Origin of the sequence: Microbispora sp. NBRC 16548 (genome assembly GCF_030268985.1) — a bacterium.
GTDB classification, from domain to species: domain Bacteria; phylum Actinomycetota; class Actinomycetes; order Streptosporangiales; family Streptosporangiaceae; genus Microbispora; species Microbispora catharanthi.
Window position 1 is genome coordinate 286,365 of sequence record NZ_BSSF01000009.1, and the last position, 23,452, is coordinate 309,816.

Genomic DNA, 23,452 nt, shown 5'->3' on the forward strand with positions numbered 1-23,452 from the left:
ACCGTTCTGTCGGTCCCGGCGGTAACGGCGGACTCCCCCTCCGCGAGTTCCTGGTAACCGTCTCGGGAGGGGAGTCCCCATGGACGTGCGGGACCACGCCGGCGCCGGTCCCGGCCGGGAACCGGCGCTTCGAACCGGGACAGCAAACGGACGCGGCGTGCTCGAAGGGGCGTTCCACCTGCTCGACGTCCTGGCGGCGGCCGAGGACGGAGCCGGTCTGTCCGAGCTCGCCCGCGACGCCGGCATGCCGAAGGCGACCACCTATCGCCTGCTCCGGCAGCTCGCGAACCTCGGCGCGGTGGAACGGCACGGGCAGCGCTACTTCGTGGGACGGCGGCTCGCCCGTCTGGGCGGCGCCTGGCAGCCCGACCCGCGGCTGCAGGCCGCCGCCCGCGAACCCGTACGCCTGCTGTCCGCGCTGACCACGACCGTCACGTTCCTCACCGTGCTGGAAGAGGACCGGGTCAGGGTGATCACGGCGACACGGGGAGAGATCAGGAAGGTGCCGCCGGTCTTGCCGGGCTCCGAGCTGGCCGAGGCGACCGCCGCGGGCCGGGTGCTGCTGATGCAGAGACCGGACGGCGACGCCGCGCCGCCGGGGTTCACGCTCGCCGAATGGCGGCGGGCCCAGGCGGTCTTCCGCCGGTCGGGTTCGGTCGCCGCCGATCACCAGGAGGTCCTTCCCGGGGTCTGCTGCGTGGCCGTACCGGTCCGGCGCCCGGACGGCGAGATCGTCGCGTCGGTCAGCGCGCTCGCGGTGCGGCCGGCGGTGCCGGCGGGGCTCACCGAACTCGTGCTGCGGGCGTCGAGGGAGATCACGCGCAATCTCGGCCGCACCTGACACCGGTCCGCTGAGTGGACCGCGCTGTTTCCACCCCTGGGCTGCCCGGCCGACACTGCATCGGCAGGAACCGGCCGTACGTGCGAGGGAGCCGCAATGGCCGCTGAAACGACCCGGCTGACCATCCAGATCGCAGAGGAGAACGCCGACCCCCACGATGGAGGACCTGACGGCCCGGCTCCGTACGGAGTTGCTGAAGATCGACGTGGTGACGGCGCAGGCCGAGCGGGGGGCGCCGCCACCACCCGGCGCCAGGGCGGTGCTGTCGTTCTCCCTCGGCGGCCTGGTGGTCTCCCTCGCGGGCACGGAACTGCTCGCCGCGGTCGTGGGCGCGGTGACGGCCTGGCTGACCCGCGACCAGCGCCGGTCCGCGAAGCTCACGATCGACGGCGACGCGATCGAGCTGACCGGTGTGCCGTCCGCCGAGCAACGCCGCCTGACCGATCTCTGGGGGGCACGTGGTCAGCGAGATGGTCGAAGAGTTCTTCACCGACCGTGCCCCGGACGACGTGCTGCTGCTGCACTTCTCCTGCCACGGCGTGAAGGACGACAACGGAGAGCTGTACTTCGCCACGCCCACCACCAAGCTGAACCGCCTGGGGCGACCGCGGTCTCGGCCGAGTTCGTCAGCCGCAGGATGAGCCGCAGCCGGTCCAGACGCATGATCCTTTTGCTCGACTGCTGTTACGCGGGAGCGTGGGCACGAGGCGCGCTGCCACGCGCCGGCATGGGCGTGCACGTGGAGGAGCAGTTCGGCGGGCACGGCCGAGTGGTGATCACCGCGTCGAACGCGATGGAGTACGCCTTCGACGGCACCGAGCTCGCCGACGCCCAGGAGCAGGCGCCGTCGGTGTTCACCCGCGCCCTCGTGGAAGGGCTGGAGTCCGGGGACGCCGACCGCGACCAGGACGGCTACGTCGGCATCGACGAGCTGTACGACTACGTCTACGACCAGGTCCGGCAGACGACGCCGGGCCAGACCCCGGGCAAGTGGGCGTTCGACCTGCAGGGCGATCTCCACGTCGCGCGGCGCGCCCGCCCCGTCACCGTGCCCTCGCCCCTGCCGGCGGAGCTCCAGGCGGTGATCGAGAACTCCCTTCCCAGGGGTCCGCGCCGGGGCGGTCGAGGAGCTGCGGCGCCTGCTGAGGAGCCGGCACGAGGGTCTCGCCCTGGCGGCACGGCTGGCACTGCAGGAACTCGCCGACGACGACAGCCGCACCGTGTCCACGGCCGCCGCCGAGGCCCTCGCCACCGGCGGGACAACCGCACCGGCATCGCCGTCAGGGCCTCCGCCTCCCGCGCCGATGTCGCAGTTTCCCCACTCCGTGCCGGTATCGCCGGAGCCCGAGCCGTCGGAGTCCGCACCTCCCGCGACCTCTGTCCGCGCCACCACCGGCGAGCCCGTTCCAACCGCACCCACGGACGACCGCGCCGACCCGGTTCCTGGGGTGGCCGCCGATCCCGGCACCGGCGCGCCAAGCGCGGCGGCGAGGACGCACACTCACGTGGCGCCTCCGACCACGCCGTCCCCGGTAGGACAGCAGGCGTCATCCGTCTCCGAGACGGCGACGGCGGAATCGCCGGACCCGCCCGAGGGTATGGCGGGGATCCGGAACCGCGTCCTCCGAGCGTTCCGGTCACGCGACCGAGCCCTGAATCTCCGGGTGCCCGTCCTGCCGGCGGCCTTCCTGCTGGCGAGCGCGGCGCTCTCATGGCTGACCCCGGCCGCCGCGATCTGGCAGTGGCTGCTGGTGGCCGCCGCCCTCGGGGCGGGACTGCTTCCCCCGGAGGGACGGGCTCGGGAGATCGCCCTCGGCTTCGCCGCCGGTCTGAGCGCGGTCATGCTGGGGTTGCTCGCGTTCTACGCGGAGGAGTACAGCAGCGGCTGGAGCGTGTGGATCGCAGCGACCGGGACCCTGCTCATCTTCGCGGTCGTCATGCTGGAGGGCGCACCCGGCACGACGCGGTGGTCATGGCTGGGGGAGCGTACGGTCGGCCTGATCGCGGTGGCGGTGATCGCGGCCCACCTTGCCTCTCCTGAACGCATCACCGACGACCCGGGGAAGACGCTGCAGTGGTGGGGAGCGACGGTGGTGGCGGTCGCCTGCCTCTGCCTGTTCGTCGTCCGGGGCATCGAGCAGCGACGCGACACCCGAGCCCTCGTCGCGTTCGTCCTCGGCGCCGCCGCGACCGTGCTCGTGGTGCTCGACCTCGGCAGTGCCGTGCGCACCGTCTACCTGCCCACTGTGCTCGTCATGCTGCTGCTCGGCGTCCGCCCGGCCCGCGGGCGGCCGGAGTTCCTCGCAGCCGCCCGGCTCTCCCTCATCGCGGGAGTTCTGCAGGGCGTCGCCGACCACGGTCTCGTGAACCGCGTAGATCCGCCGTTCGTCCTCGGCAGCGTCGCGAAGGACCATCTGATCCTCCAGATCGTCGCGGCCCTCCTGGTCGCGATAGCCGCCTACACGGCCAGGAGCAGTTCCTCCCGCTCGTCCCGTCAGGAATAGAGCCGGTGCCGTCCCATGGCGGACGAGTCAGGACTCCTCGGCGAACAGGTCGGCGGAGGAGGTCGCGGTGACGGCCCGCCGTGCCCACTCATCAAGCCGCTCCAGATCCGTGCACTCCATGATGAACGCGCGGTCATCCTCGGAGACCGGGATACCCCGAGCCTCAAGGATGGTCAGCACCGCCCTCGCCTCACCCTCTGCTCGGCCGGCTTGGAGGCCCTTGCCGTAGTGCATCTTCGCGAATGGGCTGTAGACCGGCCAAACGGTGGACTCCATGAGTGCCTCCATCAGGTGTCGGGCGGCCTGCGAGGCCATCCGGTATGCGTATTCATAGTAATGCGGAGCGTGTTCGGCGGGGAGGTGCTGCAACGCGGCCACGAATGCCTCCACCACCTTGGCGTGCTCTCCGTGGTTCATCACGGACAGTGCGGACAGCTCCGGCTGTGCGGCTGCCTCCGCAGGGTCGGTGATGAGAGGGATATGATCCGGGCCCATCACCCGGCAGGTCAGTGTGTAACCGGGCAGGCTCGTGGGAATCGGCTTGGCAGCCCAAACGGCGGTCCGGACCTCGGGGGAGACCACCAACACCGTGACCGGGCAATTCAGCTGCAGCCACAATGCGGCGGCATACCGGGGTAACGCATGCTGCTTATCGGGATCCGGCCGCTGTTGGATCTCCACCACAATCGCGTGAAGGGGAGCATGCCGGGGCCCGACCGTGATCACGACATCGGGTCGCAGATCGATGGACGGACGGTCGTTCAAGTCGTTGCTCGCGACCTGAGCCGGCAGGCCGTCGGGCACGTCGACGCCAAGGTGGTCGCGCAGCATCTCGACGGCGAACTGCGGCCTGTGCCGGAACAGCAGGTTGAGCGTGTCATGCAGGGGGGACGGCATGACACGGAACGCTATCAGCCACTTGCGGAAAGTAGCCGGAATCCTGCTCGGCTCGTTGTCAGGAATTTCGGTCAGAAGCGGCAGCGATATCGGCCCGAGCAGAAGGCTTCTCCTGTCCGGCAGATCCACCACGAAGCTCGCGGCAGATCTACCACTGCCATGACTGCTCACCCGGCTTGAGCTGGTCGAACGCGGACTGTCGACGGGACCGGAGGCTGACCTGCCAAGGGGGGAGTGAGCGGAGGCGGACGGGAATCGAACCCGCCAGGCCGAGGACCTCGGCCTCGTCGGTTTTGAAGACCGCGGGGGCCACCAGGCGCCCACACACCTCCAGGGAGAAACCTAGCCGGAACGGGGTAGGGACGACGGCGGCGCCCCCATGGCGGCTGCGTGGCGGACGAAAGACTCGAAACGAGGGCGGTATGACCGAGGCGGCGGAGCGGGCCGGAATCCGGCTGACCCAGCAGGCGCACGGGGGCGGCTGCGCCTGCAAGATTCCCCCGGGCGAGCTGGAGAGCATCGTGGCCGGGCTCGTGGCCCCGAACCCGTCGGCGTACGCGAACGAGCTGATCATCGGGTTGGACGACGGCGACGACGCGGCCGTGGTCAGGATCGAGGGCGGCCGGGCGGTCGTCGCCACCGCGGACTTCTTCACCCCTGTCGTGGACGACCCGTACGACTGGGGGCGGATCGCGGCCACCAACGCGCTGTCCGACGTGTACGCGGTGGGCGGCGAGCCGGTCGTGGCGGTGAACCTGCTGGGCTGGCCCAGGGAGGCGCTGTCCATGGACCTCGCCAGGGAGGTGCTGCGCGGGGGCCTGGACGCGGCGCGGGCGGCGGGCTGCCACGTCGCGGGTGGTCACAGCGTGGACGATCCCGAGCCGAAGTACGGCATGGCGGTCACCGGCCTGGCCGACCCGGACCGGCTGCTGCGCATCGACGCGGGCCGGGCGGGAATGCCGATCTCCCTCACCAAACCGCTCGGCGTGGGTGTGCTTAACACGAGGCATAAGGCGACCGGCGAGGTGTTCCCACAGGCGATCGAGGTCATGACGACGCTAAACCGGGACGCCTCGCGGGCGGCGCTGGCGGCCGGGGCGGTGTGCGCGACCGACGTGACCGGATTCGGCCTGCTCGGCCATCTATACAAGCTGGCCAGGGCGAGCGGCGTCACCGCGGTGGTCGACGTGGCGTCCGTGCCCTACGTGGAGGGCGCGCGGCAGGCGGTGCGCGACGGCTACGTCAGCGGCGGCACCCGCCGCAACCTGGATTGGGTGCGCCCCCACCTCGACCCGGGCCGGTACGCGGAGGAGGACCTGCTCCTGCTGGCCGACGCCCAGACCTCGGGCGGCCTGCTGGTCGCCGGTGAGGTCCCCGGCGCGCCGATCGTCGGCGAACTCGTCCCGGCCGAGGCCGCCGCGATCCGGCTCGCCTGAGACCTCGATATCGGCCGCGATCGCGACGAGGTGGTAGACCCGGGACATGCGACCTGAGCCCGGCGAGGTGCTGCATTTCTCCGAAGACCCCAATATCACCCGATTCATCCCGCATGTGGCGGCCACCGCGCGGCAGCCGGAGGCGTACGTCTGGGCGGTGACGGCCGAGCGCTGCGCCGACTACTGGTTCCCTCGCCAGTGCCCGCGGGCCATGGCGTGGACGACGCCGGACTCCACGCACGCCGATCGCGACCGGATCATCGGGCCGGGCTGCGGAGAGCGGGTCCACGCCATCGAGTACGGCTGGCTGGAGGCGTTCCTGACCGTCCGCCTGTACGCCTACCGCTTCCCGGTGGAGAAGTTCGTCCCGTTCGGAGAGCCGGTGCCCAACGCGGTGGTCGCGACCGAGCCCGTCGAACCCCTCGGGCCGCCCGAGCCCGTCGGCGACCTGCTGCGACTGCACGAGGAAGCCGGCATCCAGCTCAGGCTGCTGGACGACCTCTGGCCGTTCTGGGACGCGGTGACCGCGAGCTCCCTGGGCTGGAGCGGCATCCGCCTCCGCAACGCCCGCCCCCGGCGCTCACAGCCATTCGTTGATCGCGGCGACCGTACGGAGTCAGCGGGGTTTGCCGAGCGACCACAGGGAGGCCGCCATGAGGAGAGCGGTCAGCCCGCCGCAGATCATCACGGTGGAGACCGAGAAAGCGTCCACGACGCGTCCGCCGAGGAACGCGCCGAGAGCGAAGGTCGCCTGGAAGGAGGAGGTGAAAACGACCGTCGCGGCTTCGGGCGTGTGAGGGGCGGCGGCGATGAACGACGCCTGCGAACAGACGGGTACGCCTCCGTAGGCCAGGCCCCAGACCACGAGTGACATCACGGCGCCGATGGTTGTGCCGCCGACCGAGGGCAGCAGCAGGGTGGTGACCGCGATCAGGAAGCCGCAGATCACGAAGGCGGTTCGCGGTGTCGCAGTGCCCTTGCCGGCCAGGAAGTTGCCGACGATTCCGGCGACGCCGTACGCCAGCAGGATGGCGCTGACCGCGGCGGGAGGCAGGCCGGTGACGTTCTGGAGGAAGGGCGTGACGTAGGTGTAGGTGCCGAAATGGGCCAAGACGATGAGGAAGGTGGCCAGCAAGGCGATGGCGGCGCCCCGGGTGCGCAGCAGGTCGAGCAGGACGCGAGGGCGGGTGACCTGATGGGCGGGCAGCGGCGGCAGCAGGAGTGTCAGGGCCGCCAGGACCAGGAGTGCCAGCACGGCCAGGACCAAGAAGGCGGTCCTCCACCCGGCGAGGTCGCCGATGAAGGTTCCGGCCGGTACGCCGAGCACGGAGCCCAGCGGCACGGCCGAGAAGATCACAGCGGTGGCGGTGCCGACGGCGTGCGGCGGCATCAGGCGGGCGGCCAGTCCGGCCCCGATGGACCAGAAGCCGCCGATCGTGAGGCCGACGAGCGCCCTGGAGATCAGCATGATCCAGTAGGAGGTCGCCACTGCGGCCAGCACGTCGGCTACGGCGAGCACCGCCATGAGGGCGCACAGCATCACACGGCGGTCCAGGCGCGCGGTGGTGAGTGTGACGGTGGGCGCGGCGACCGCGGCGACGATGCCGGGCAGGGTCATTGTCAGCCCTGTGGTGCCGTCGGAGATGCCGAAGTCGGCGCCTATGGCGGTCAGCAGGCCGATGGGCAGGATTTCGCTGGTGACGATGGCGAAGATGCCCAGCATGAGCGAGGTGACGGCGAGCCAGCCGATGAGGGGCGAGCGGGGCCGGGCGAGCGTGGTGGTCGGCATGGGTTCCGTTCGGCCGGGTGCGGGTGGAGGGCGGGCACCCAGCGAAACAGTGGGGTGGCAGCGGGCACTGGCACGTTTCGGACGCGACCACCCCCCTTGCGCGAGCCCGGACAGCGCGGTGAGGGCCCGGCCACGCCCGCCGACCGTGGCGAAGCAGGCCGCCTGGAGGAGCACGTCAGGGTTTGTTCAGGTAGGTGAGGACGGCGAGGACCCGGCGGTTGTTGTTGCCGTCGTCGGTGATGCCGAGCTTGCCGAAGATGGAGGTCGTGTATTTGCTGATGGCGCTCTCACTGAGGAAGAGCCGCTGGCCTACGGCCTGATTGGACAGCCCTTCGGCCATGAGGCCGAGCACCTCGTGTTCGCGTTCCGTGAGCCGTTCGAGTCGCCGGTTCGACGACCCGCTGGACAGCAGTTTGGCGATGACGGCCGGGTCCATGGCGGTCCCGCCACCGGCCACCCGCTCCAGAGCGTCGACGAACTGATCGGCGTCGAACACGCTCTCTTTGAGGAAATAGCCGATGCCGCCGGTGCCGTCGGCGAGGAGCTCGCGGGCGTACAGCTGCTCGACGTGCTGGGAAAGGATCAGGATCGGCAGTCCGGGCAGCCGGCGGCGGGCGTCGAGAGCCGCCCGCAGGCCCTCGTCCGACTGGGTCGGCGGCATGCGGACGTCGACGACCGCGACGTCCGGCCGCTGTGTCAGCAGCGCGTCGAGCGTCTCGGGCCCGGTGGTCGCCGTCGCCACCACCTGGTGTCCGTACGCCTCCAGGAGGCGGACCATCCCGTCACGCAGGAGGTAGAGGTCTTCGGCTACAACGATTCGCATGGCACGACCATTCTCACGCGGGTCGGACCGCCTGCCGGACTGGTGATCTCCAGGGTGCCGTCGAAGACCGCGAGGCGGCGGCGCAGCCCGTCGATCCCACCGCCGGCTCGTATACCGGCCCCGCCCTCGCCGTCGTCCTCGACCTCGACGACGACGTCGGTGCCGTGGCCGGCGATGGAAATCCATGCCCGGGTCGCACGGGCGTGCTTGGCCGCGTTGGTGAGCAACTCGGCGACTCCGAAATACAGTGCGGACTCGATCGGCGGGTCCAGGCGCAGCCGGAGGTCGGCGCTGACAGCGGCTTCGAGGGCACTGTCCAGTGCGAGGGCGCGAACGGCGTCGACCAGCCCTCGCTCGGTCAGCACCGGCGGGCTGATGCCCCTCACCAGGTCGCGGAGCTCGGTCAGGGACGTGGCGGCCCCGGCTCGCGCCTCCCGCAGCAGCGCCTTGGCCCGGTCGGGGTCGGTCTGCATCAGCCTCTCCACGGTCGCCAAAGACATCCCGAGCGCGACCAGGCGCGCCTGCGCTCCGTCATGCAGGTCCCGTTCGATGCGGCGGATCTCGGCGGCCTGCGCGACCGTCGTGTCCGCGCGCTGGGCCGTCAGCTCGTCCACCCGGTCAGCCAGCGCCATCGCGGGCGACGGCCCCAGGAAACGGACGGCCACCGGCCCGACCGCCCGCCAGGCGTACGGTGCGGCGCCGATCGCCACGGCCACGCCGAGCACCCCGATCAGACGCATGGAGGCCGCCGGGTGGCCGAACCCGACGACCGCCGCCACGACTCCGGCCGGCGGAACGGCCGCGATCACCCCCATGGTGACGGGTGCGATCACCGCGAAGCGCAGGTCGCGCCAGGTGGCGGGATCGCTCCACCAGAGCCGCATCCTCTGGTCCCGGCGAGCGTCCCGGCTGGTGCGCTCGTAGGAGAATCCGTTCCACCAGTAGCCGGTCGACATACGCACCACCGGCGCGGCCTTCCGATATCCGGGGGGAATGACGGTGCCCGTCCATTCGGCGACGACAGAGCGGACCATCCGGCACACCGGGCGAGACAGGGCGAGCGTGCCGATGCACGCCCAGATGAACGGCGCTATCGCCGGCCACGGGTTGCCGCCCCACCACCAGATCCACAGCCCCACGGCGGCGGCCCACACGGCCGGGACCAGCATGCTGACGACCATCACGACGCACGCTCGCACGAACCCCACGGCGGCACTCGCCACCCACGACACCAGCTGTCGCATGAGCCTTCCTTCGTACTCCACGACCCCGGTTTCCGAGGTGTTCGGCGATGCGCCGGTCCGGGCCGGTACGGCGTGATGTCTCCACTGTGTACCGCACAGAGCCCGGCGCCCAGCCGATCGCCCCCGGAGTGGGTCTGGCCCCACCCCGCCGTACGTCCAGACGCATACCGCGCCGCCCGTCCGCTCCCTAGCGTCGAGACCACGACGAGAAGGAGAAATGACATGACCACCATCACCGGCGCCACGGCACACCTCGACGACGGCCGCACCCGAGAGGCCTTCGACCTGGCGAAGAAGTGCGTCACGCTCTCCGGCATGATCTGCGGCATCACCCTCGCGACGGTTGCCGTGCTGTCGATCGTCGATCACCCGGGAACCGCGTTCATGTGGGTCCGGGCCGTCGTGCTGCTCGCCATCGCCCCGGTGCTCCGCCGGATGATCGTGCGTGCTTCGCAGGGATCGCGGCGCAGCTTCGAGCGTATGCGCACCATCAGCGTCACCATGCCGATCGCGATCATCGGCGTCGACCTGATCCCCGGTATCTGCCCGGCGTGGTACGCCGTGATGCAGGCCATAAGCGTCCTGCCCCTGATCGCGGTCGCCTTCATCCTCAGCGGATCCGGACCCCGCGCCGCTTTCCCCAAGACGCGCTGAGCACCCGCTGCCGCGGCGCCCGGCCGGCAGGCCGGTCGCCGTGACCGGGCGCGTCGATGACGGCGACATAGAAGCCGCAGCCGGTCACGAGAAGGCGGGCGCGGCCCGCCATCGCCGGATGCTTCTTGTGGTTGCCGCCGCCATGGCCCATCAGGACGAGGGGCGCACGATCGGCGCCGGGAGCCGGCGACCAGAGAACTCCGGGGATGTCCCCCACGGTGAAGTCGCGGCCCGATCATCATCCCTCCCAGCCCTTTTCCCGACCTAGTGGCCGGGGACGGAGGCGGGGCGGCCGGCGTCGAGGCGGTCGCGCTGCGGCACGACGGTGTACTTCGGGTCCTTGGCCGAGGCCCGGCCCGCCTCAAGCACGCCGAAACGGGTGCACAGGGCTCCCGCCGTGATCGCGAGCCCGGACAGCGCGGTGAGGGCCCGGCTGCGACCGGCGACCGTGGCGAGCAGGCCGCCCCCGAGGGTGAGCACGCGGGAGGCCCGCATGAGCCTGCCCGCCCTGCCCTTGCGGTACGGCTCGCCGACGAGACCGAGACGGCGCTCCATCAGGCCGCCGGCGACGACCTCGGCCACGGCGCCCGCCGCCGCGGCGGCGCGGGCGGGCCCGGCCTGCGCCCGTGGCGTGGTCAGCATGACGGCCGCGCCCGCCGAGGCGAGGGCGCTTCCGGAGAACAGGAACGGCAGCTCGCGCATCCCCTCGTGCCAGGCGGGGACGGCGGTGTCGGCCAGCAGGACGGCCGTGTAGGTGGCCATCGCCACGCCGCTCAGGCCGCTCGCGACCGACGCGGCATCACCCGCGAGGGGCAGCAGGCCGGTCACCGCGGAGCCCGCCGCGACGCCGGTCAGCCCGCTGTGGGCGGCCAGCGTCCAGGAGCCGACGCTCATCGGCGAGGTGAGCTTGAACACCCGCAGCATGTTGAGGAAGCGCATCGGCCGGCCCAGCTCGGCCACGAGGAAGGCCGCACCGGCGCTCGCGCCGGCGAAGGCGGTCATCCGGGCGGCCAGTTCCAGCCGATCCCGCCCGGTGAGGCGGGCGGCCGCCGCCATCGCGCCCGCCGCGCCGGACAGCCCGCCCAGATAGAGGTACGTCGGCATGTGGGGTTCGTGCCAGATGGGCTGCTTGATGACCGGCTGGCCGTAGTAGGACCGGAACTCGGCGTCCGGCACCATCTCGTCCCGGCGCCTCGGCATCAGTGCCTCCCCACACACGGTGTCGCCATCACAGTCGCCCGCCCCCATTCCCATCCCAGGTCCCGGCCGGGCTCGTCAGGTCGTCCGCCAACCCCGTCAGCTCCTCTTTCCGAGGAAGCAGGCGGCCACACCGGCGGCCAGGGCGAGCGCCGCGCCGCCCGCCCAGCGCCACATCGCGGGCAGGTCGCGGGTGGTCACCACGGGATCCGGGGGCAGGCCGTACGTCTCCGGCTCGTCGAGCAGGAGGAAGAACGCGCCCGTGCCGCCCACCCCGTTGTCCGGGTCCGCGCCGTACAGCCGGGCCTCGGTCACGCCCTCGGCGTGCAGCCGCTCGACCCGTTCCGCGGCCCGCTGCCGCAGCTCGTCGAGCGGCCCGAACTGGATGGACTCGGTCGGGCACGCCTTCGCGCAGGCGGGCTCCATGCCGCCGCGCAGCCGGTCGTAGCAGAGCGTGCACTTCCACGCCCGGCCGTCGTCCTGTCTGCGGTCGATCACGCCGTACGGGCAGGCGGGGACGCAGTAGCCGCAGCCGTTGCAGACGTCGGCCTGGACGACGACGGTGTCGAACTCGGTGCGGAACAGCGCACCCGTGGGGCAGACGTCGAGGCAGGCGGCGTGGGTGCAGTGCTTGCACACGTCCGACGACATCAGCCACCGGCCGTCCTGCTCGACGAACGCCACGTGCCGCCAGGTGCTCGCGCCGAGCGCGCCGGTGTTGTCGTAGGAGGTGGCCCGGAACACGAACCCGTCGTCGGGCACCTGGTTCCACTCCTTGCAGGCCACCTCGCAGGCCTTGCAGCCGATGCAGACGGTCGTGTCGGTGAAGAACCCCACCCGCTCAGCCATCGCGGTACCTCTCGATCAGGTCGAGCAGGGCCTTGCCCCGCGGGCGGCGCCCCGGCAGGACGTCGCAGGTGCCGGCCTTGCTCTCCTGGATGTAGACGTTCGGGTCGAGCACGATCGACGGCAGGTCGTTGACGACGTCCCCGGTGATCACCCCGCCGCTGCTGTATCCCCAGTGGTACGGCATGATCACCTGGTGGACGGTCCGGCCGTTCAGCCGCAGCGGGCGCACCCGGCCGGTCACGAGCACGCGCAGCTCGATCGCGGTCCGCGCGGTGACGATCGTCGCCCAGCCCCCGTTCTCCAGCCCGAGCTCCTCCGCCATCCGCGGGGACACCTCGCAGAACGCCTCCGGCTGGAGCTCGGCGAGGTAGGGCAGGGGTCTGCTCATGGCGCCCGTCGTGTGGTGCTCGGTGAGCCTGCTCGTCGTGTAGACGTACGGGAACCGGGGCGACAGCGCCGGGTTGTACGGGTTCTCCGGGCGGTCGATGGTCCGGCGGGCCGGGTTGGCCTGCTGTGCGTACAGCGCGTTGCGCACCGGCGACTCGTGCGGCTCGTAGTGCGTGGGCAGCGGCCCGTCGGACAGGCCGGACGGGACGTACAGCCAGCCCCTGCCGTCCGACTGCATGATGAACGGGTCGGTGCCGGCCAGCGCGTCCTGCGCCTTGGCCCCCTCGGGCGGCACGTAGCCGGGCGCCTTGTCCTCCTCGAAGTCCGGCACATCGGGTCCGGTCCATTTGGTCCCGTCCCAGTAGACGTACTTCTTCCGCTCGCTCCACGGGCGGCCCTGCGGGTCGGCCGAGGCGCGGTTGTAGAGGATGCGCCGGTTCGCCGGCCAGGCCCAGCCCCATTCGAGCGCGACAGGACCCTGCTCGGTGTGCGGTTTGCGCCGGGCCGCCATGTTGACGCCGTCGGCGTACACCCCGCAGTAGATCCAGCAGCCGCAGCTCGTCGAGCCGTCGGGCTTCAGCTCGCGCAGCGACGCCAGCAGGCGGCCGTCGGCGGCCGTGCCGTTGATCTCGCGCAGGACGGCCTCGGCGTCGGGGTCGCGCTGCTCGCCGATCTCCGGGTAGTCCCAGGTCAGCTCCATGACCGGCCCGTCGATCCCGTCGTCGCCGAGCCGCTGCCTGATCCGCTTGCCGAGGTGGTAGTAGAACCACAGGTCGCTGCGGCAGTCGCCAGGCGGGTCGAGGGCCTTCTCCCGCCACTGCAGCAGCCGCTGGGTGTTGGTGAAGGTGCCCTCCTTCTCCACGTGGCTCGCGGCCGGCATGAAGAAGACCTCGGTGCCGATGTCCTCGGTACGCAGTTCGCCGGTCTCGATCTCGGGCGCGTCCTTCCAGAACGTCGCCGTCTCGACCAGCATGAGGTCGCGGACCACCAGCCAGTCGAGGTTGGCCAGGCCGAGCCGCTGCGCCTTGCCGTTGGCCGAGCCGACGGCCGGGTTCTCGCCCACGACGAAGTAGCCCTTGACCGTCCCGTCGATCTGGCCCATCACGGTCGCGTAGTGGCCGTGATCGCCGGTCAGGCGCGGCAGGTAGTCGAAGCAGTAGTCGTTGGCCTCCGTCGCCGCGTCGCCCCACCACGCCTTGAGCAGGCTGACGACGTACGCCCGCCGGTTGCCCCACCAGCCGGTGTCGGCGCCCTCCCGCTCCAGATAGTGGTCGAGGCCGTCGTGCCGGTAGGCGTGCGGCATCGCGATGTATCCCGGCAGCAGGTTGAACAGCGTCGGGATGTCGGTGGAGCCCTGGATGCTCGCGTGCCCGCGCAGCGCCATGATGCCGCCGCCCGGCCTGCCCATGTTGCCCAGCAACAGCTGCAGGATCGAGGCGGCCCTGATGTACTGCACGCCGACCGAGTGCTGCGTCCAGCCCACCGAGTACACCCACGCCGTGGTCCGCTCCCGGCCCGAGTTGGCCGTGATCGCCTCGGCCAGCTCGTGGAACCGCTCCGGCGGGATGCCGCACAACTCCTCCACCATCTCGGGCGTGTAGCGCGAGTAGTGCCGCTTGAGGATCTGGTACACGCACCGCGGGTCGGTCAGCGTCGGGTCCTCGGGCGGCGTCGCGCTGGCGCCCGCGCCGCGCGCGCCGTAGGAGTCGGACCCCGCCGCCTCGGCATGGCGCTTGCCGCCCTCGGTCAGCTCCTCCTCCTCGGGCACGTCGCCCTCGTACGCCCAGCTCGACGGGTCATACCTGCCGGTCTCCTCGTCGTAGCCGGAGAACAGGCCGTCGAGGTCCTCGGTGTCGCGGAAGTCCCTGTTCACCAGGGTCGCGGCGTTCGTGTACGCGAGGACGTACTCGCGGAAGTCGAGCCCGTTCGACAGCACGTAGTTGATCAGCGCGCCGAGCAGCACGATGTCGGTGCCGGCGCGGATCGCGAGATACCTGTCCACGGTCGCGCTGGTCCGGCTGAAGCGCGGGTCGATGTGGAAGACCTTCGCGCCGCGCGCACGCGCCTCCATCACCCACTGGTACCCCACCGGATGGCACTCGGCCATGTTGGAGCCCTGGATGACGATGCAGTCAGCGTTGGCCAGGTCCTGCTGATACTGGGTCGCGCCGCCACGCCCGAAGCTGGTCCCCAGACCGGGGACGGTGGAGGAGTGTCATATGCGCGCCTGGTTCTCGACCTGGATCGCGCCGAGGGCGGTGTAGAGCTTCTTCATCAGGTAGTTCTCTTCGTTGTCGAGCGTCGCCCCGCCCAGACCGGCGATGCCCAGAGTCCTCCTGACCTCCTGCCCCTCGTGCGTCTGCTGCCAGGTCTCGCGCCGGGTCCGCACGACCCGGTCGGCGATCATGTCCATCGCGGTCTCGAGGTCGAGCGGCTCCCACTCGGTGCCGTACGGCCTGCGGTAGAGGACCTTCGTCTGGCGGCCGGGGTGGGTGACAAGCTGCTTGCTGGCCGACCCCTTGGGGCAGAGCCGCCCGCGGGAGATCGGCGAGTCGGGGTCGCCCTCGATCTGGGTGACCTTGCCGTCCTTGACGTAGACGAGCTGGCCGCAGCCCACGGCGCAGTAGGGACAGACGGAACGCGCGACCGTCTCGGCCCCCTCGACCCGGGGCCGCAGGGCGTCCGTACGCGCCGAGCGCGCCGCCTGCCCTCTGCCGTCCTCTCCCTTGAGCTGCCGGATCACCGGCCACCGGGAGAGCCATCCACCACCCACGACGCCTCTGATGCCCCGGTCGTGACGGTCTAATCATGAGAGATCGCCGTGTCGTCCACCACCCGCCGGGACGTGACCGCGTGGAGGTAGCCCCGGGCGAGCGCGCGACGCCCGGACGAGCGGTGCAGCTCGCCGAGCAGCCGCCGGGTGGCCGCCTCCCCGCTCCGGTCGCCGAGCTGCAGGAAGATCGCCAGTGAGCTCTCCAGCCGGGCCGAGCCGTGCCGCCAGTCGCCCCTGGCCGCCTGGAGCCCGCCCAGGCCCTGCATCGCGTACGCCGCGCAGTGCCGGTCGCCGAAGCCCTCGAATATCGTCAGCGCCCGGCCCTGGGCGCGCATCGCCCGCCCGGTCTCCCCCGCGAGGTCGTGCAGGCGGCCGATCTGCAGCGACACGCAGCCCTCCCTGTGGGCGTCGCCGAGCTCCCGCGCCATGCGCAGCGCGCCGCCGAGCCAGTCGGCGGCGCCGTTCAGGTCGCCCGCGCTCAGGCAGGTGCGCCCAAGCGCCTGCCGCGCGTACGCCTCGCCCGACCGGTCGTCCAGCGACACGAACATCCCGAGGGCCCTGCGGAAATACCGGGAGGCGGCGGCCTGATCGCCCCGGAACTGGCCGACCGCGCCCAGCCCGCAGACCGAGACCGCCTCGCCCCTGACGTCCCCGAGCGTACGGAAGATCACCCGGGAGCGGCGGAACATGCCGGCCGCCTGGACGTACCTGTCCCGATAGAGGGCCACCTGGCCGAGCCCCCGCAGCATGGCGGCCTCGCCCGCCCGGTCTCCGGCGGCGCGGGCGGCCTCCAGGGCGACGCGGTGGGTCTCCTCCCAGGGGCCGAGGTGACAGCGCAGGTCGAAGTACGGCACGAGCGCCGCCGCCAGGCCCCAGGCGGCGCCGGCCAGCCCCGCCTCCGCGGCCAGCCGTACGGCCTCGACCAGGGTCTCGTGCTCGGCGCCGAACCAGGAGACCGGGTCGGCGGCGACCCGGCGCAGGGCGTCCTCCGGCAGCCGCCAGCGCCGGGCGGCGGGCGAGGTCAGGCGGAAGACCGTGGTGGGCAGCAGGGCCGTCGCGTGTTCCGCGGCGGCTGTCCAGCCCGCGACCACGCGGGCCAGCGCCGGCATGTCCACCTCCCCCGCCTTGTCCCTGGCGTCGACGCGCAGCAGGTCGGGCAGCCGGTAGCGGGGCTGGCCGAGGGGGTCGGTCCCCACCGGGCGCAGCAGGTTCGCGTCGACCAGCACGTCGGTCACGTCGTCGCTGCGGTGCCGGTCGAGCACGGCGTCGACCACCCAGCCGGGCAGCGGCCGGGTGCCGAGCAGGCCGAGCGCGCGGAACGTGCGCGCGGCGTCGTCCGGCAGCAGGCGATAGCTGCGGTCGAACGACTCCCGCACCTCCAGGTCGCCGGCGCGCAGCTCGGCGAGTCTGACCGTCTCGTCGTCGAGCCGCCGTCGCAGCACGGCCGGCGACCAGCCGGGGCGGGCGGCCAGCCGCGCCCCGGCCACCCGGATCGCGAGCGGCAACCGGCCACAGGCCCGCACGATGGCGGCGGCCTCCTCCGGCTCCCGCTCCAGCCGCTCCGCGCCGACGATCGCCGTCAGCAGCCCCAGCGCCTCCGCCTGTGGCAGGACGTCCAGGTCGATCCGCGCGGCGCCGGGCAGTTCGGTGATGCGGCGCCTGCCGGTCACGACGACGGCGCTGCCGCCGCCCGGCAGCAGCGGCCGCACCTGCGCGGCGCCCGCCGCGTCGTCGAGCACGACCAGCATCGGCCGTTCGGCGAGCAGCGTGCGGTAGAGCGCGGCCCGCTCGTGAACCGTGGGCGGCAACGGCTCCGCCGCGCCCAGCGCGCGCAGCGCCTCGGCCAGCAGCTCTCCCGGCTCGACCGGCGACCAGGCGCCGCCGCCCGGCGAGACGGCGTCATCGGGCTGTGCCGTGTCATCGGGCTGTGTGGAGCCGCTGGGCTGCGTCGTGTCGCTGGGCTGCGCGGTGTCGCTGGGCTGTGTGGTGCCGCCCAGCGACAGGAAGAGCTGGCCGTGGGGGTACGCCTCGCGGACGGCGTGCGCGCAGCGCACCGCGAGCGCGGTCTTGCCGACGCCCGGCGGCCCGGTGACGACGGCGACCCCGCCGGGGGCGAGCGCCCGGGTCAGCGCCGCCACCTCGGCGGCCCGCCCGGTGAAGTCCACCAGGTCGGGCGGCAGCTGACGCGGCACGACCCGTGAGGGCGGCTCACCGGCGAGCACGGCCTCGTGCGCCCGGCGCAGCTCGGGGCCGGGCTCGATGCCGAGTTCGGTCACGAGGTGCTCGCGGACCGTGCCGAAGGCCTGCAGGGCCTCGCCCTGCCGCCCCGACCAGTGCAGGGCCAGTATGAGCCTGCGCCACAGGTCCTCGCGGAAGGGATGGTCGGCGAGCAGGGCCCGCAGCTCCCCGACCGCCTCGCCGTACTGCCCGGCCGCCATGAGCAGCTCGACCAGGTCCTCCGCGGCGCGCAGCCGCGCCTGGGCGAGCCGTTCGAGCCGGCGGTCCCACAGCGGGCTGCCGGGCAGGTCGGACAGCGGGACGCCCTGCCACAGCGCCAGCGCGCGTGCCAGCAGGTCGGCCGCCTCGTCCGGCCGGCCCCGCGCCCGGCACTCCCGCGCGGCGGTCACCCGCTCGTCGAACAGCAGCAGGTCGAGCTCGTGCGGCGGCAGCTCGATCGCGTACCCCGCCCCGAGAGCCCGGATGCGGGCCGGGGCCTGCCCGAGCTCCGCGCGCAGGGCGCTCGCGTACGTGCGGAGGTTGGCCGCGGTCGAGCGCGGCCGGTGGCCCGGCCACAGCACCTCGGCGAGCTCGTCGCCGCCGACCGTGTGGTTGGCGTGGAGGAGGAGGGTGGCCAGGAGCATGCGGGGTTTGGGGCCGCCGAGCCGTGGTGCCGTGCCCGGCAGGCGGACCTCCAGGGGACCGAGCACCCTGAACGTGGGCTTATCGACTGTCATGACCGCGTTGCTCCCCCTGTCGAAGGACCGGTTCGCCATGACTCGCCCACCCTTTGTACCGAGTCTTGATGTTTTTTGTGCAGTAGATTCCGACTCTTTTTGGTCATGAGACTCAAATCGCTTGTCACGGCGGGCCTCGCGGTGGTCCTCAGCCTCGCGTTCGGCGCCGCGACCGCCCCTGCGGCCTCCGCGGCGGGTCCGCGCCCGGACTTCCAGATGCCGTTCCCCTGCGGCCAGGTCTGGACCGGCAACTCCAACGCCAGCAGCGCCCACCAGTCGTACGAGATCGACTTCAACCGTGGCAGCACCGCCGATGCCGACTACGGCGACACGGTCGTGGCGGCGGCCGCCGGCACGGTGGTCATCTCGGCCCACCAGGGCTCCACCAACGGCTTCGGCAACCTCATCAAGATCGACCACGGCGGCGGCTGGTTCACCTACTACGCGCACCTGAGCGTCCGGTCGGTGAGCGAGGGGGCGCACGTCACCCAGGGGCAGAAGATCGGCGAGGTCGGCAACACCAGCAAGCCCGGCAACAACATCGCCCCGCACCTGCACTACGAGGTGCGCACCAGCGACACGTCCTACCCCGCCAACATCCAGAAGGCGGTGTTCAACGGGGTCACCTTCGGCTACCCCGTGCAGACCGTGACCTCGCACAACTGCGGCGGCGGCGGATCGGCCAACCCGTACACCCCGCAGGAGGTCTGCGGCAGCGGCTACTCGGTGATCGACTCGGCCGCCCTCGGCACGGCGGGCACCGTCTACCTGCTCTACAACTCCGGCAACGGCAACAACTGCGTCGTCACGATGAAGAAGACGTCGCTGGGCACGGCCACCGCGACCAGCGCCTATCTGGAGGTCCAGGGCAGGAGCCGGGTGACCGACTCGGGCAACTACGGCTACTACGCCGGGCCGGTGCGCGCCTCGGCCGCCGACACCTGCGTCAAGTGGGGCGGCAAGGCGGGCTCGTCCAGCTACGACAGCCCCTTCGAGCACTGCGGCTGACCCCCATGACCGAACCCCTGATCGTCCGCGGGTCCCGACGTACGGCCCTGACCGCCGTCGGCGTCGTGACGCTCCTGCTGTGCCTGGCCGGGCTCGTCCCGGCCGGGTCGGCCTCGGCCGCCGAGGGCCCGCTCGCCACCGCCTTCACGCGGGCGGCGGCGGCCCACGGCGTTCCCCGCGACCTGCTCGTCGCGCTCGCCTACGCCGAGACCCACCTCGACGGCCACGGCGGCAAGCCGAGCGCGAGCGGCGGGTATGGCGTGGCGCACCTGGTCAGCAATCCCACGGTGCACACCCTGGAGGAGGCGGCGCGGCTCACCGGAGCGCCGGTCGCCTCGCTCAAGGCCGACGACGCGGCCAACGTGGCGGGCGCGGCGGCCGTCCTGCGGTCCAGGGCCGACGCCCTGGGCCTGGACGCCGCCGCCCGCGCCGACGCCGGTCGCTGGTACACCGCCGTCGCGCGCTACGGCGGGGCGAGCGCGCCCGAGGTCGCCCGGCTGTACGCGGACGCCGTCTACGACCTGCTGTCGGCCGGGTTCACCGCGCGGACGCCTGCGGGCGAGACGATCACGGTGGCCGCCCGCCCGGTGAATCCGGACCGGGGAGCCCTCGCGAACGCCCGCGACCTCGACCAGCCGGAGAACCGCACGCTCGCCGCGGCGGCCGTCGACTACCCGGGCGCGACGTGGGTGGCGGCCAGCACCGCCAACTACGCGGTGTCCGACCGGCCGGCGAGCGACACGATCGACCGCATCGTCATCCACGTCACCCAGGGCTCGTACGCCGGGACGATCTCCTGGTTCCAGAACCCCGCCGCCCAGGTCTCCGCGCACTACGTCGTACGGTCCTCCGACGGCGCGATCACCCAGATGGTGCGGGAGAAGGACCGGGCCTGGCACGCGGGCAACTCCGACTACAACCACCACTCCATCGGCATCGAGCACGAGGGATACGTGGACGACGCGTCCTGGTTCACCGACGCGATGTACCGCTCCTCGGCCGCCCTCGTCCGCTCCATCGCCGCGCGGTACGGCATCCCGAAGGACCGGTCCCACATCGTGGGGCACTACCAGGTCCCCGGGAGCGACCACACCGACCCCGGGCCCTACTGGGACTGGAACACGTACATGCAGTACGTCACGGGCGGCAGCGGGACCGGTAACCCGTACACGCCGGAGCAGGTGTGCGGCAGCGGCTACTCGGTGATCGACTCGGCCGCCCTCGGCACGGCGGGCACCGTCTACCTGCTCTACAACTCCGGCAACGGCAACAACTGCGTCGTCACGATGAAGAAGACGTCGCTGGGCACGGCCACCGCGACCAGCGCCTACCTGGAGGTCCAGGGCAGGAGCCGGGTGACCGACTCGGGCAGCTACGGCTACTACGCCGGGCCGGTCAGTGCGTCCGCGGCGGACAAATGCGTGAAGTGGGGAGGCAAGGCGGGCTCGTCCAGCTACGACAGCCCCTTCGAGCACTGCGGCTGACCTCTTCCGGCATCGGGTCCGAGCATGGTCTGAAGCATGGTCTGAAGCACGGCCCGAAGCACGGCCCGAAGCATGATCCGGGGCCCTCGCGCGCCGCACCGCGCGGGGGCCCTCGCGCTGTCCCTGAGAGATTGATGAGAGCTTGCGCCCCGCGACGTGTAGAGCGCGCTGGGAGGGCAATAAGGGCCTGATTCGGCACTCTTCGTGGGCGACTCATGCCCGCGGGACCACCCTCACGCAGAGGACATCGATGAGCGACCAGCCGCCCGAGTGGGCGAGAAATCTTGAGAAGGCGGCGATCGAGGCGGCCAGGGCCGTCGAACGCGCCGGCCGGGCACTCGGCAAGGCGGTGGAGCAGGCAGGGCGCACCGCCAAGGCCCAGGCGGCCATGGCGGCCGCCTACCAGGCTGACCTGGAGGCGCTGGAGACGGTGCTGCGGGCCCTTCCCGCGGAGCAGGTCAGGGACATCTCGGCGGCCGCGGCGGTGGTGACGGCGACCGCCGACCAGGTGCTGGCCCAGACGCCCAAGGACGACCTCTGAGCCGGTGGCGGCGAATGCGGCCGGATCCTTCCCCGGAGCAGCGGGCAGGAGCGACGTGCCGATGTCCACAGCCTGTGGACGACCATGCGGCCCTGAGCTTTTCCCACTCCTTGTGGTTTTCCGCACCCCTGGGATGCGGCGCACCGGAGGGAGCCCGGCGGCGGCCCTCATGGTGACCGCGGCGCCCGGCTTCTAGCGTCACCCGCATGGACACCGCGGAAATCGGAGGGATCGCCGGGTGGGCGATGGAGCTCACCGAACGCCTGGGCGCGCCGGGCGCCGGCGTCGCGATCGCCCTGGAGAACCTGTTCCCTCCACTGCCCAGCGAGGTCATCCTGCCGCTCGCCGGGTTCACCGCCGCGCGCGGGGACATGAGCCTGGTCGCCGCCCTCCTGTGGACGACCGCGGGTTCCGTCGTGGGGGCGCTCGCGCTCTACTGTGTGGGCGCGCTGCTCGGCCGGGAGCGTACGGTGGCCGTCGCGGCACGTCTGCCGCTGGTCAAGATCTCCGACATCGAGAAGGCGGAGGCGTGGTTCGCCCGACATGGTGTGAAGACGGTGTTCTTCGGGCGCATGATCCCGATTTTTCGCAGCCTGATCTCGGTCCCCGCCGGTGTGGAACGCATGCCGCTCGGCACCTTCCTGCTGTTCACCACGCTCGGCAGCCTGATCTGGAACACCGTGTTCGTGCTGGCGGGTTACCTGCTCGGCGAGAACTGGCACCTCGTCGAGGAGTACATGGGGATCGTGTCCAAGGTGGTCGTGGCGGCCGTCGTGCTCGTCGTCGTCCGGTTCGCGGTCGTACGGCTGCGGGAACGGCGCGGCCGGGGACCCCATGCCCGTTGACCGGCCGCTCCCCGGGCAGGTCCGCCTGCCGCCCCGAGCGGCGCGAACCGCCGCGAAGGAGCCGATGAACGTCGCACGCGCCCTCAGGATCCTCGCGGCGCTGGTAATCGGCACGCTGACGGCGGTCGTCGAGCTGGCCTGCCTGCTGGTGGCCGCGCCGGTCGCCCTGCTCTGCCTGCCGCACCCCGGCGCGCGACGGGCCGGGGAACGGGTGCTGCGGGCCGTGGCCGTACGGCTGGTCCAGGTCGAGATCCGCCGGCTCGGCCTGCTCGGCGGGTTCGACCTCGCCGCCGGGACCGGGCGGCTGACCGGGTATCTCGCGGCCCGGTGGCCGGTCGGCCTGCTCGGCGGCCTCGTGCTCTTCCTGCTGTGGCTGGGGGTGAGCGAGGGCGTGCAACTGGTGTGGGGCTGGGCCCACGGGGAGAACCTCGACGGCATCCCGCCCACTCCCGGCGTGCTCGCCTACATCGGTGTCGCCGGGGTGGTGCTGCTCTTCCTCGACATCATGGGCATCCAGGGCGTCGCCGCCCTGGAACTGCGGATCGCCCGCCGCTTCCTCGGCCCCAGCCCCACCGAGCTGCTGGAGCGCCGCATCGACGAGCTGGCCAGGACCCGCGCCGGGATCGTGAGCGCGGTGGACCAGGAGCGGCGCAGGATCGAGCGCGACCTGCACGACGGCGTGCAGCAGCGGCTGGTGGCCCTCGCCGTGCTGATCGGGCGGGCCCGGCGCGGGCGCACCCCGCAGCTACTCGACGACCTGCTTCACCAGGCCCACGAGGAGGCCCAGGAGGCCCTGCGCGAGCTGCGCGAGGTCGCCTGGCGGGTCTACCCGGCCGAGCTCGACACGCTCGGGCTGCGCGAGTCCCTGGCCGCCGTCGCCGAGCGGGCCGGGACACCCGTCACGGTCGCGTACGACCTGACCGCGCGCCCGCCCACCGAGGTGGAGACGGCGGTCTACTTCGTCGTACGGGAGGCCGTGACGAACGCCGCCAAGCACGCGGCGGCGGGGCAGGTCCGGGTGGAGATCCTGGAGGACGAGGACACGATCGTCGTACGGGTGCGCGACGACGGGCGGGGCGGCGCCGACCCCGGCGGGGGCGGCCTGTCCGGGCTGGCCCGCAGGGTCGCCGCGCTGGACGGCCGGTTCCGGGTGGACAGCCCTCCCGGCGGTCCGACCACCGTGAGCGCGGAGCTGCCCTGCGGGTGACCCCGGCCGAAGGCCGGAT

18 protein-coding genes, 1 tRNA gene and 1 pseudogene are annotated in these 23,452 nt (G+C 72.1%); 11 read left to right on the forward strand and 9 right to left on the reverse strand.

The window, feature by feature from the left end; translation table 11 throughout:
• Positions 1-79: 79 nt before the first annotated feature.
• From QSK36_RS25840 to QSK36_RS25850, 3 genes are all read left to right on the forward strand, one after another.
• Positions 80-841 carry an IclR family transcriptional regulator gene (locus QSK36_RS25840; RefSeq protein ID WP_183543452.1) on the forward strand — a complete coding sequence of 254 codons (762 nt, stop codon included), beginning with the start codon at positions 80-82 and terminating at the stop codon, positions 839-841.
• Positions 842-1,299: 458 nt separating this feature from the next.
• Complete coding sequence (locus tag QSK36_RS25845; protein ID WP_285784178.1) at positions 1,300-1,482, forward strand: hypothetical protein; 183 nt, start codon at positions 1,300-1,302, stop codon at positions 1,480-1,482.
• A gap of 1,023 nt (positions 1,483-2,505) precedes the next feature.
• Positions 2,506-3,345 (forward strand): hypothetical protein, encoded by an 840-nt coding sequence (locus QSK36_RS25850; RefSeq protein ID WP_285784179.1) that lies wholly within the window; start codon positions 2,506-2,508, stop codon positions 3,343-3,345.
• Between the two features lie 27 nt (positions 3,346-3,372).
• Here the strand turns inward: QSK36_RS25850 and QSK36_RS25855 are convergent, their stop codons facing one another.
• A complete protein-coding gene (locus tag QSK36_RS25855) occupies positions 3,373-4,371 on the reverse strand; it encodes a hypothetical protein (protein ID WP_285784180.1) in 999 nt (332 codons plus the stop codon).
• Between the two features lie 109 nt (positions 4,372-4,480).
• Positions 4,481-4,574, reverse strand: a tRNA-Sec gene (locus tag QSK36_RS25860).
• A gap of 90 nt (positions 4,575-4,664) precedes the next feature.
• Here QSK36_RS25860 and selD point away from each other — a divergent pair.
• Both selD and QSK36_RS43550 read left to right on the forward strand, forming a co-directional pair.
• Positions 4,665-5,678 carry a selenide, water dikinase SelD gene (selD, locus tag QSK36_RS25865; RefSeq protein WP_285784181.1) on the forward strand — a complete coding sequence of 338 codons (1,014 nt, stop codon included), beginning with the start codon at positions 4,665-4,667 and terminating at the stop codon, positions 5,676-5,678.
• Between the two features lie 46 nt (positions 5,679-5,724).
• Positions 5,725-6,234 (forward strand): annotated as a pseudogene (locus tag QSK36_RS43550) (DUF6886 family protein); the annotation flags it as partial.
• Between the two features lie 60 nt (positions 6,235-6,294).
• On the opposite strand, the gene QSK36_RS25870 reads toward QSK36_RS43550, so the two are convergent.
• From QSK36_RS25870 to QSK36_RS25880, 3 genes are all read right to left on the reverse strand, one after another.
• Positions 6,295-7,467, reverse strand: a complete 1,173-nt coding sequence (locus QSK36_RS25870) for an MFS transporter (RefSeq protein WP_285784182.1) — start codon at positions 7,465-7,467, stop codon at positions 6,295-6,297.
• 175 nt (positions 7,468-7,642) lie between these two features.
• Complete coding sequence (locus tag QSK36_RS25875) at positions 7,643-8,290, reverse strand: response regulator transcription factor (RefSeq protein ID WP_183543438.1); 648 nt, start codon at positions 8,288-8,290, stop codon at positions 7,643-7,645.
• Positions 8,275-9,534: a sensor histidine kinase gene (locus QSK36_RS25880; protein WP_183543436.1), complete on the reverse strand. Its 1,260-nt coding sequence runs from the start codon at positions 9,532-9,534 to the stop codon at positions 8,275-8,277. Before QSK36_RS25880 ends, QSK36_RS25875 begins: the two co-directional genes overlap by 16 nt.
• A 222-nt stretch (positions 9,535-9,756) precedes the next feature.
• On the opposite strand from QSK36_RS25880, the gene QSK36_RS25885 reads away from it, so the two are divergent.
• Positions 9,757-10,188 (forward strand): hypothetical protein, encoded by a 432-nt coding sequence (locus QSK36_RS25885; RefSeq protein WP_285784183.1) that lies wholly within the window; start codon positions 9,757-9,759, stop codon positions 10,186-10,188.
• A gap of 264 nt (positions 10,189-10,452) precedes the next feature.
• Here the strand turns inward: QSK36_RS25885 and nrfD are convergent, their stop codons facing one another.
• The 4 genes from nrfD to QSK36_RS25905 all read right to left on the reverse strand — a co-directional run bounded on the left by nrfD (position 10,453) and on the right by QSK36_RS25905 (position 18,348).
• Positions 10,453-11,388 (reverse strand): NrfD/PsrC family molybdoenzyme membrane anchor subunit, encoded by a 936-nt coding sequence (nrfD, locus tag QSK36_RS25890; RefSeq protein ID WP_285784184.1) that lies wholly within the window; start codon positions 11,386-11,388, stop codon positions 10,453-10,455.
• Between the two features lie 96 nt (positions 11,389-11,484).
• Positions 11,485-12,234 carry a 4Fe-4S dicluster domain-containing protein gene (locus QSK36_RS25895; RefSeq protein ID WP_285784185.1) on the reverse strand — a complete coding sequence of 250 codons (750 nt, stop codon included), beginning with the start codon at positions 12,232-12,234 and terminating at the stop codon, positions 11,485-11,487.
• Positions 12,227-15,394, reverse strand: coding sequence for a formate dehydrogenase (gene fdh, locus QSK36_RS25900; RefSeq protein ID WP_285784186.1), 3,168 nt, complete (start codon positions 15,392-15,394; stop codon positions 12,227-12,229). The genes QSK36_RS25895 and fdh overlap by 8 nt, the downstream gene beginning before the upstream one ends.
• 29 nt (positions 15,395-15,423) lie before the next feature.
• Positions 15,424-18,348: an AfsR/SARP family transcriptional regulator gene (locus tag QSK36_RS25905; RefSeq protein ID WP_285784187.1), complete on the reverse strand. Its 2,925-nt coding sequence runs from the start codon at positions 18,346-18,348 to the stop codon at positions 15,424-15,426.
• Positions 18,349-18,453: 105 nt separating this feature from the next.
• Here QSK36_RS25905 and QSK36_RS25910 point away from each other — a divergent pair, with 105 nt between their 5' ends.
• The 5 genes from QSK36_RS25910 to QSK36_RS25930 all read left to right on the forward strand — a co-directional run bounded on the left by QSK36_RS25910 (position 18,454) and on the right by QSK36_RS25930 (position 23,433).
• Entirely contained in the window at positions 18,454-19,356 is a 903-nt protein-coding gene (locus QSK36_RS25910; protein ID WP_183543428.1) for a M23 family metallopeptidase, read from the forward strand.
• Positions 19,357-19,361: 5 nt separating this feature from the next.
• The gene (locus tag QSK36_RS25915) at positions 19,362-20,840 is read left to right on the forward strand and encodes an N-acetylmuramoyl-L-alanine amidase (protein ID WP_285784188.1); all 1,479 of its coding nucleotides are present in this window, start codon (positions 19,362-19,364) and stop codon (positions 20,838-20,840) included.
• A 250-nt stretch (positions 20,841-21,090) separates the two neighbouring features.
• Positions 21,091-21,381, forward strand: coding sequence for a hypothetical protein (locus QSK36_RS25920; RefSeq protein ID WP_139577553.1), 291 nt, complete (start codon positions 21,091-21,093; stop codon positions 21,379-21,381).
• 206 nt (positions 21,382-21,587) lie between these two features.
• Positions 21,588-22,226 (forward strand): DedA family protein, encoded by a 639-nt coding sequence (locus QSK36_RS25925; protein ID WP_285784189.1) that lies wholly within the window; start codon positions 21,588-21,590, stop codon positions 22,224-22,226.
• Positions 22,227-22,290: 64 nt separating this feature from the next.
• Positions 22,291-23,433 carry a sensor histidine kinase gene (locus QSK36_RS25930; protein ID WP_285784190.1) on the forward strand — a complete coding sequence of 381 codons (1,143 nt, stop codon included), beginning with the start codon at positions 22,291-22,293 and terminating at the stop codon, positions 23,431-23,433.
• The last annotated feature ends 19 nt before the right edge of the window (positions 23,434-23,452 follow it).

Excerpts from the sequence above, each read along its gene's own strand:
- QSK36_RS25840 (WP_183543452.1), top strand. The coding sequence starts at position 80 with ATGGACGTGCGGGACCACGCCGGCGCCGGTCCCGGCCGGGAACCGGCG.
- selD (WP_285784181.1), top strand. The coding sequence starts at position 4,665 with ATGACCGAGGCGGCGGAGCGGGCCGGAATCCGGCTGACCCAGCAGGCG.
- QSK36_RS25870 (WP_285784182.1), bottom strand. The coding sequence starts at position 7,467 with ATGCCGACCACCACGCTCGCCCGGCCCCGCTCGCCCCTCATCGGCTGG.
- QSK36_RS25875 (WP_183543438.1), bottom strand. The coding sequence starts at position 8,290 with ATGCGAATCGTTGTAGCCGAAGACCTCTACCTCCTGCGTGACGGGATG.
- QSK36_RS25880 (WP_183543436.1), bottom strand. The coding sequence starts at position 9,534 with ATGCGACAGCTGGTGTCGTGGGTGGCGAGTGCCGCCGTGGGGTTCGTG.
- QSK36_RS25885 (WP_285784183.1), top strand. The coding sequence starts at position 9,757 with ATGACCACCATCACCGGCGCCACGGCACACCTCGACGACGGCCGCACC.
- nrfD (WP_285784184.1), bottom strand. The coding sequence starts at position 11,388 with ATGCCGAGGCGCCGGGACGAGATGGTGCCGGACGCCGAGTTCCGGTCC.
- QSK36_RS25895 (WP_285784185.1), bottom strand. The coding sequence starts at position 12,234 with ATGGCTGAGCGGGTGGGGTTCTTCACCGACACGACCGTCTGCATCGGC.
- QSK36_RS25905 (WP_285784187.1), bottom strand. The coding sequence starts at position 18,348 with ATGACAGTCGATAAGCCCACGTTCAGGGTGCTCGGTCCCCTGGAGGTC.
- QSK36_RS25910 (WP_183543428.1), top strand. The coding sequence starts at position 18,454 with ATGAGACTCAAATCGCTTGTCACGGCGGGCCTCGCGGTGGTCCTCAGC.
- QSK36_RS25915 (WP_285784188.1), top strand. The coding sequence starts at position 19,362 with ATGACCGAACCCCTGATCGTCCGCGGGTCCCGACGTACGGCCCTGACC.
- QSK36_RS25920 (WP_139577553.1), top strand. The coding sequence starts at position 21,091 with ATGAGCGACCAGCCGCCCGAGTGGGCGAGAAATCTTGAGAAGGCGGCG.
- QSK36_RS25925 (WP_285784189.1), top strand. The coding sequence starts at position 21,588 with ATGGACACCGCGGAAATCGGAGGGATCGCCGGGTGGGCGATGGAGCTC.
- QSK36_RS25930 (WP_285784190.1), top strand. The coding sequence starts at position 22,291 with ATGAACGTCGCACGCGCCCTCAGGATCCTCGCGGCGCTGGTAATCGGC.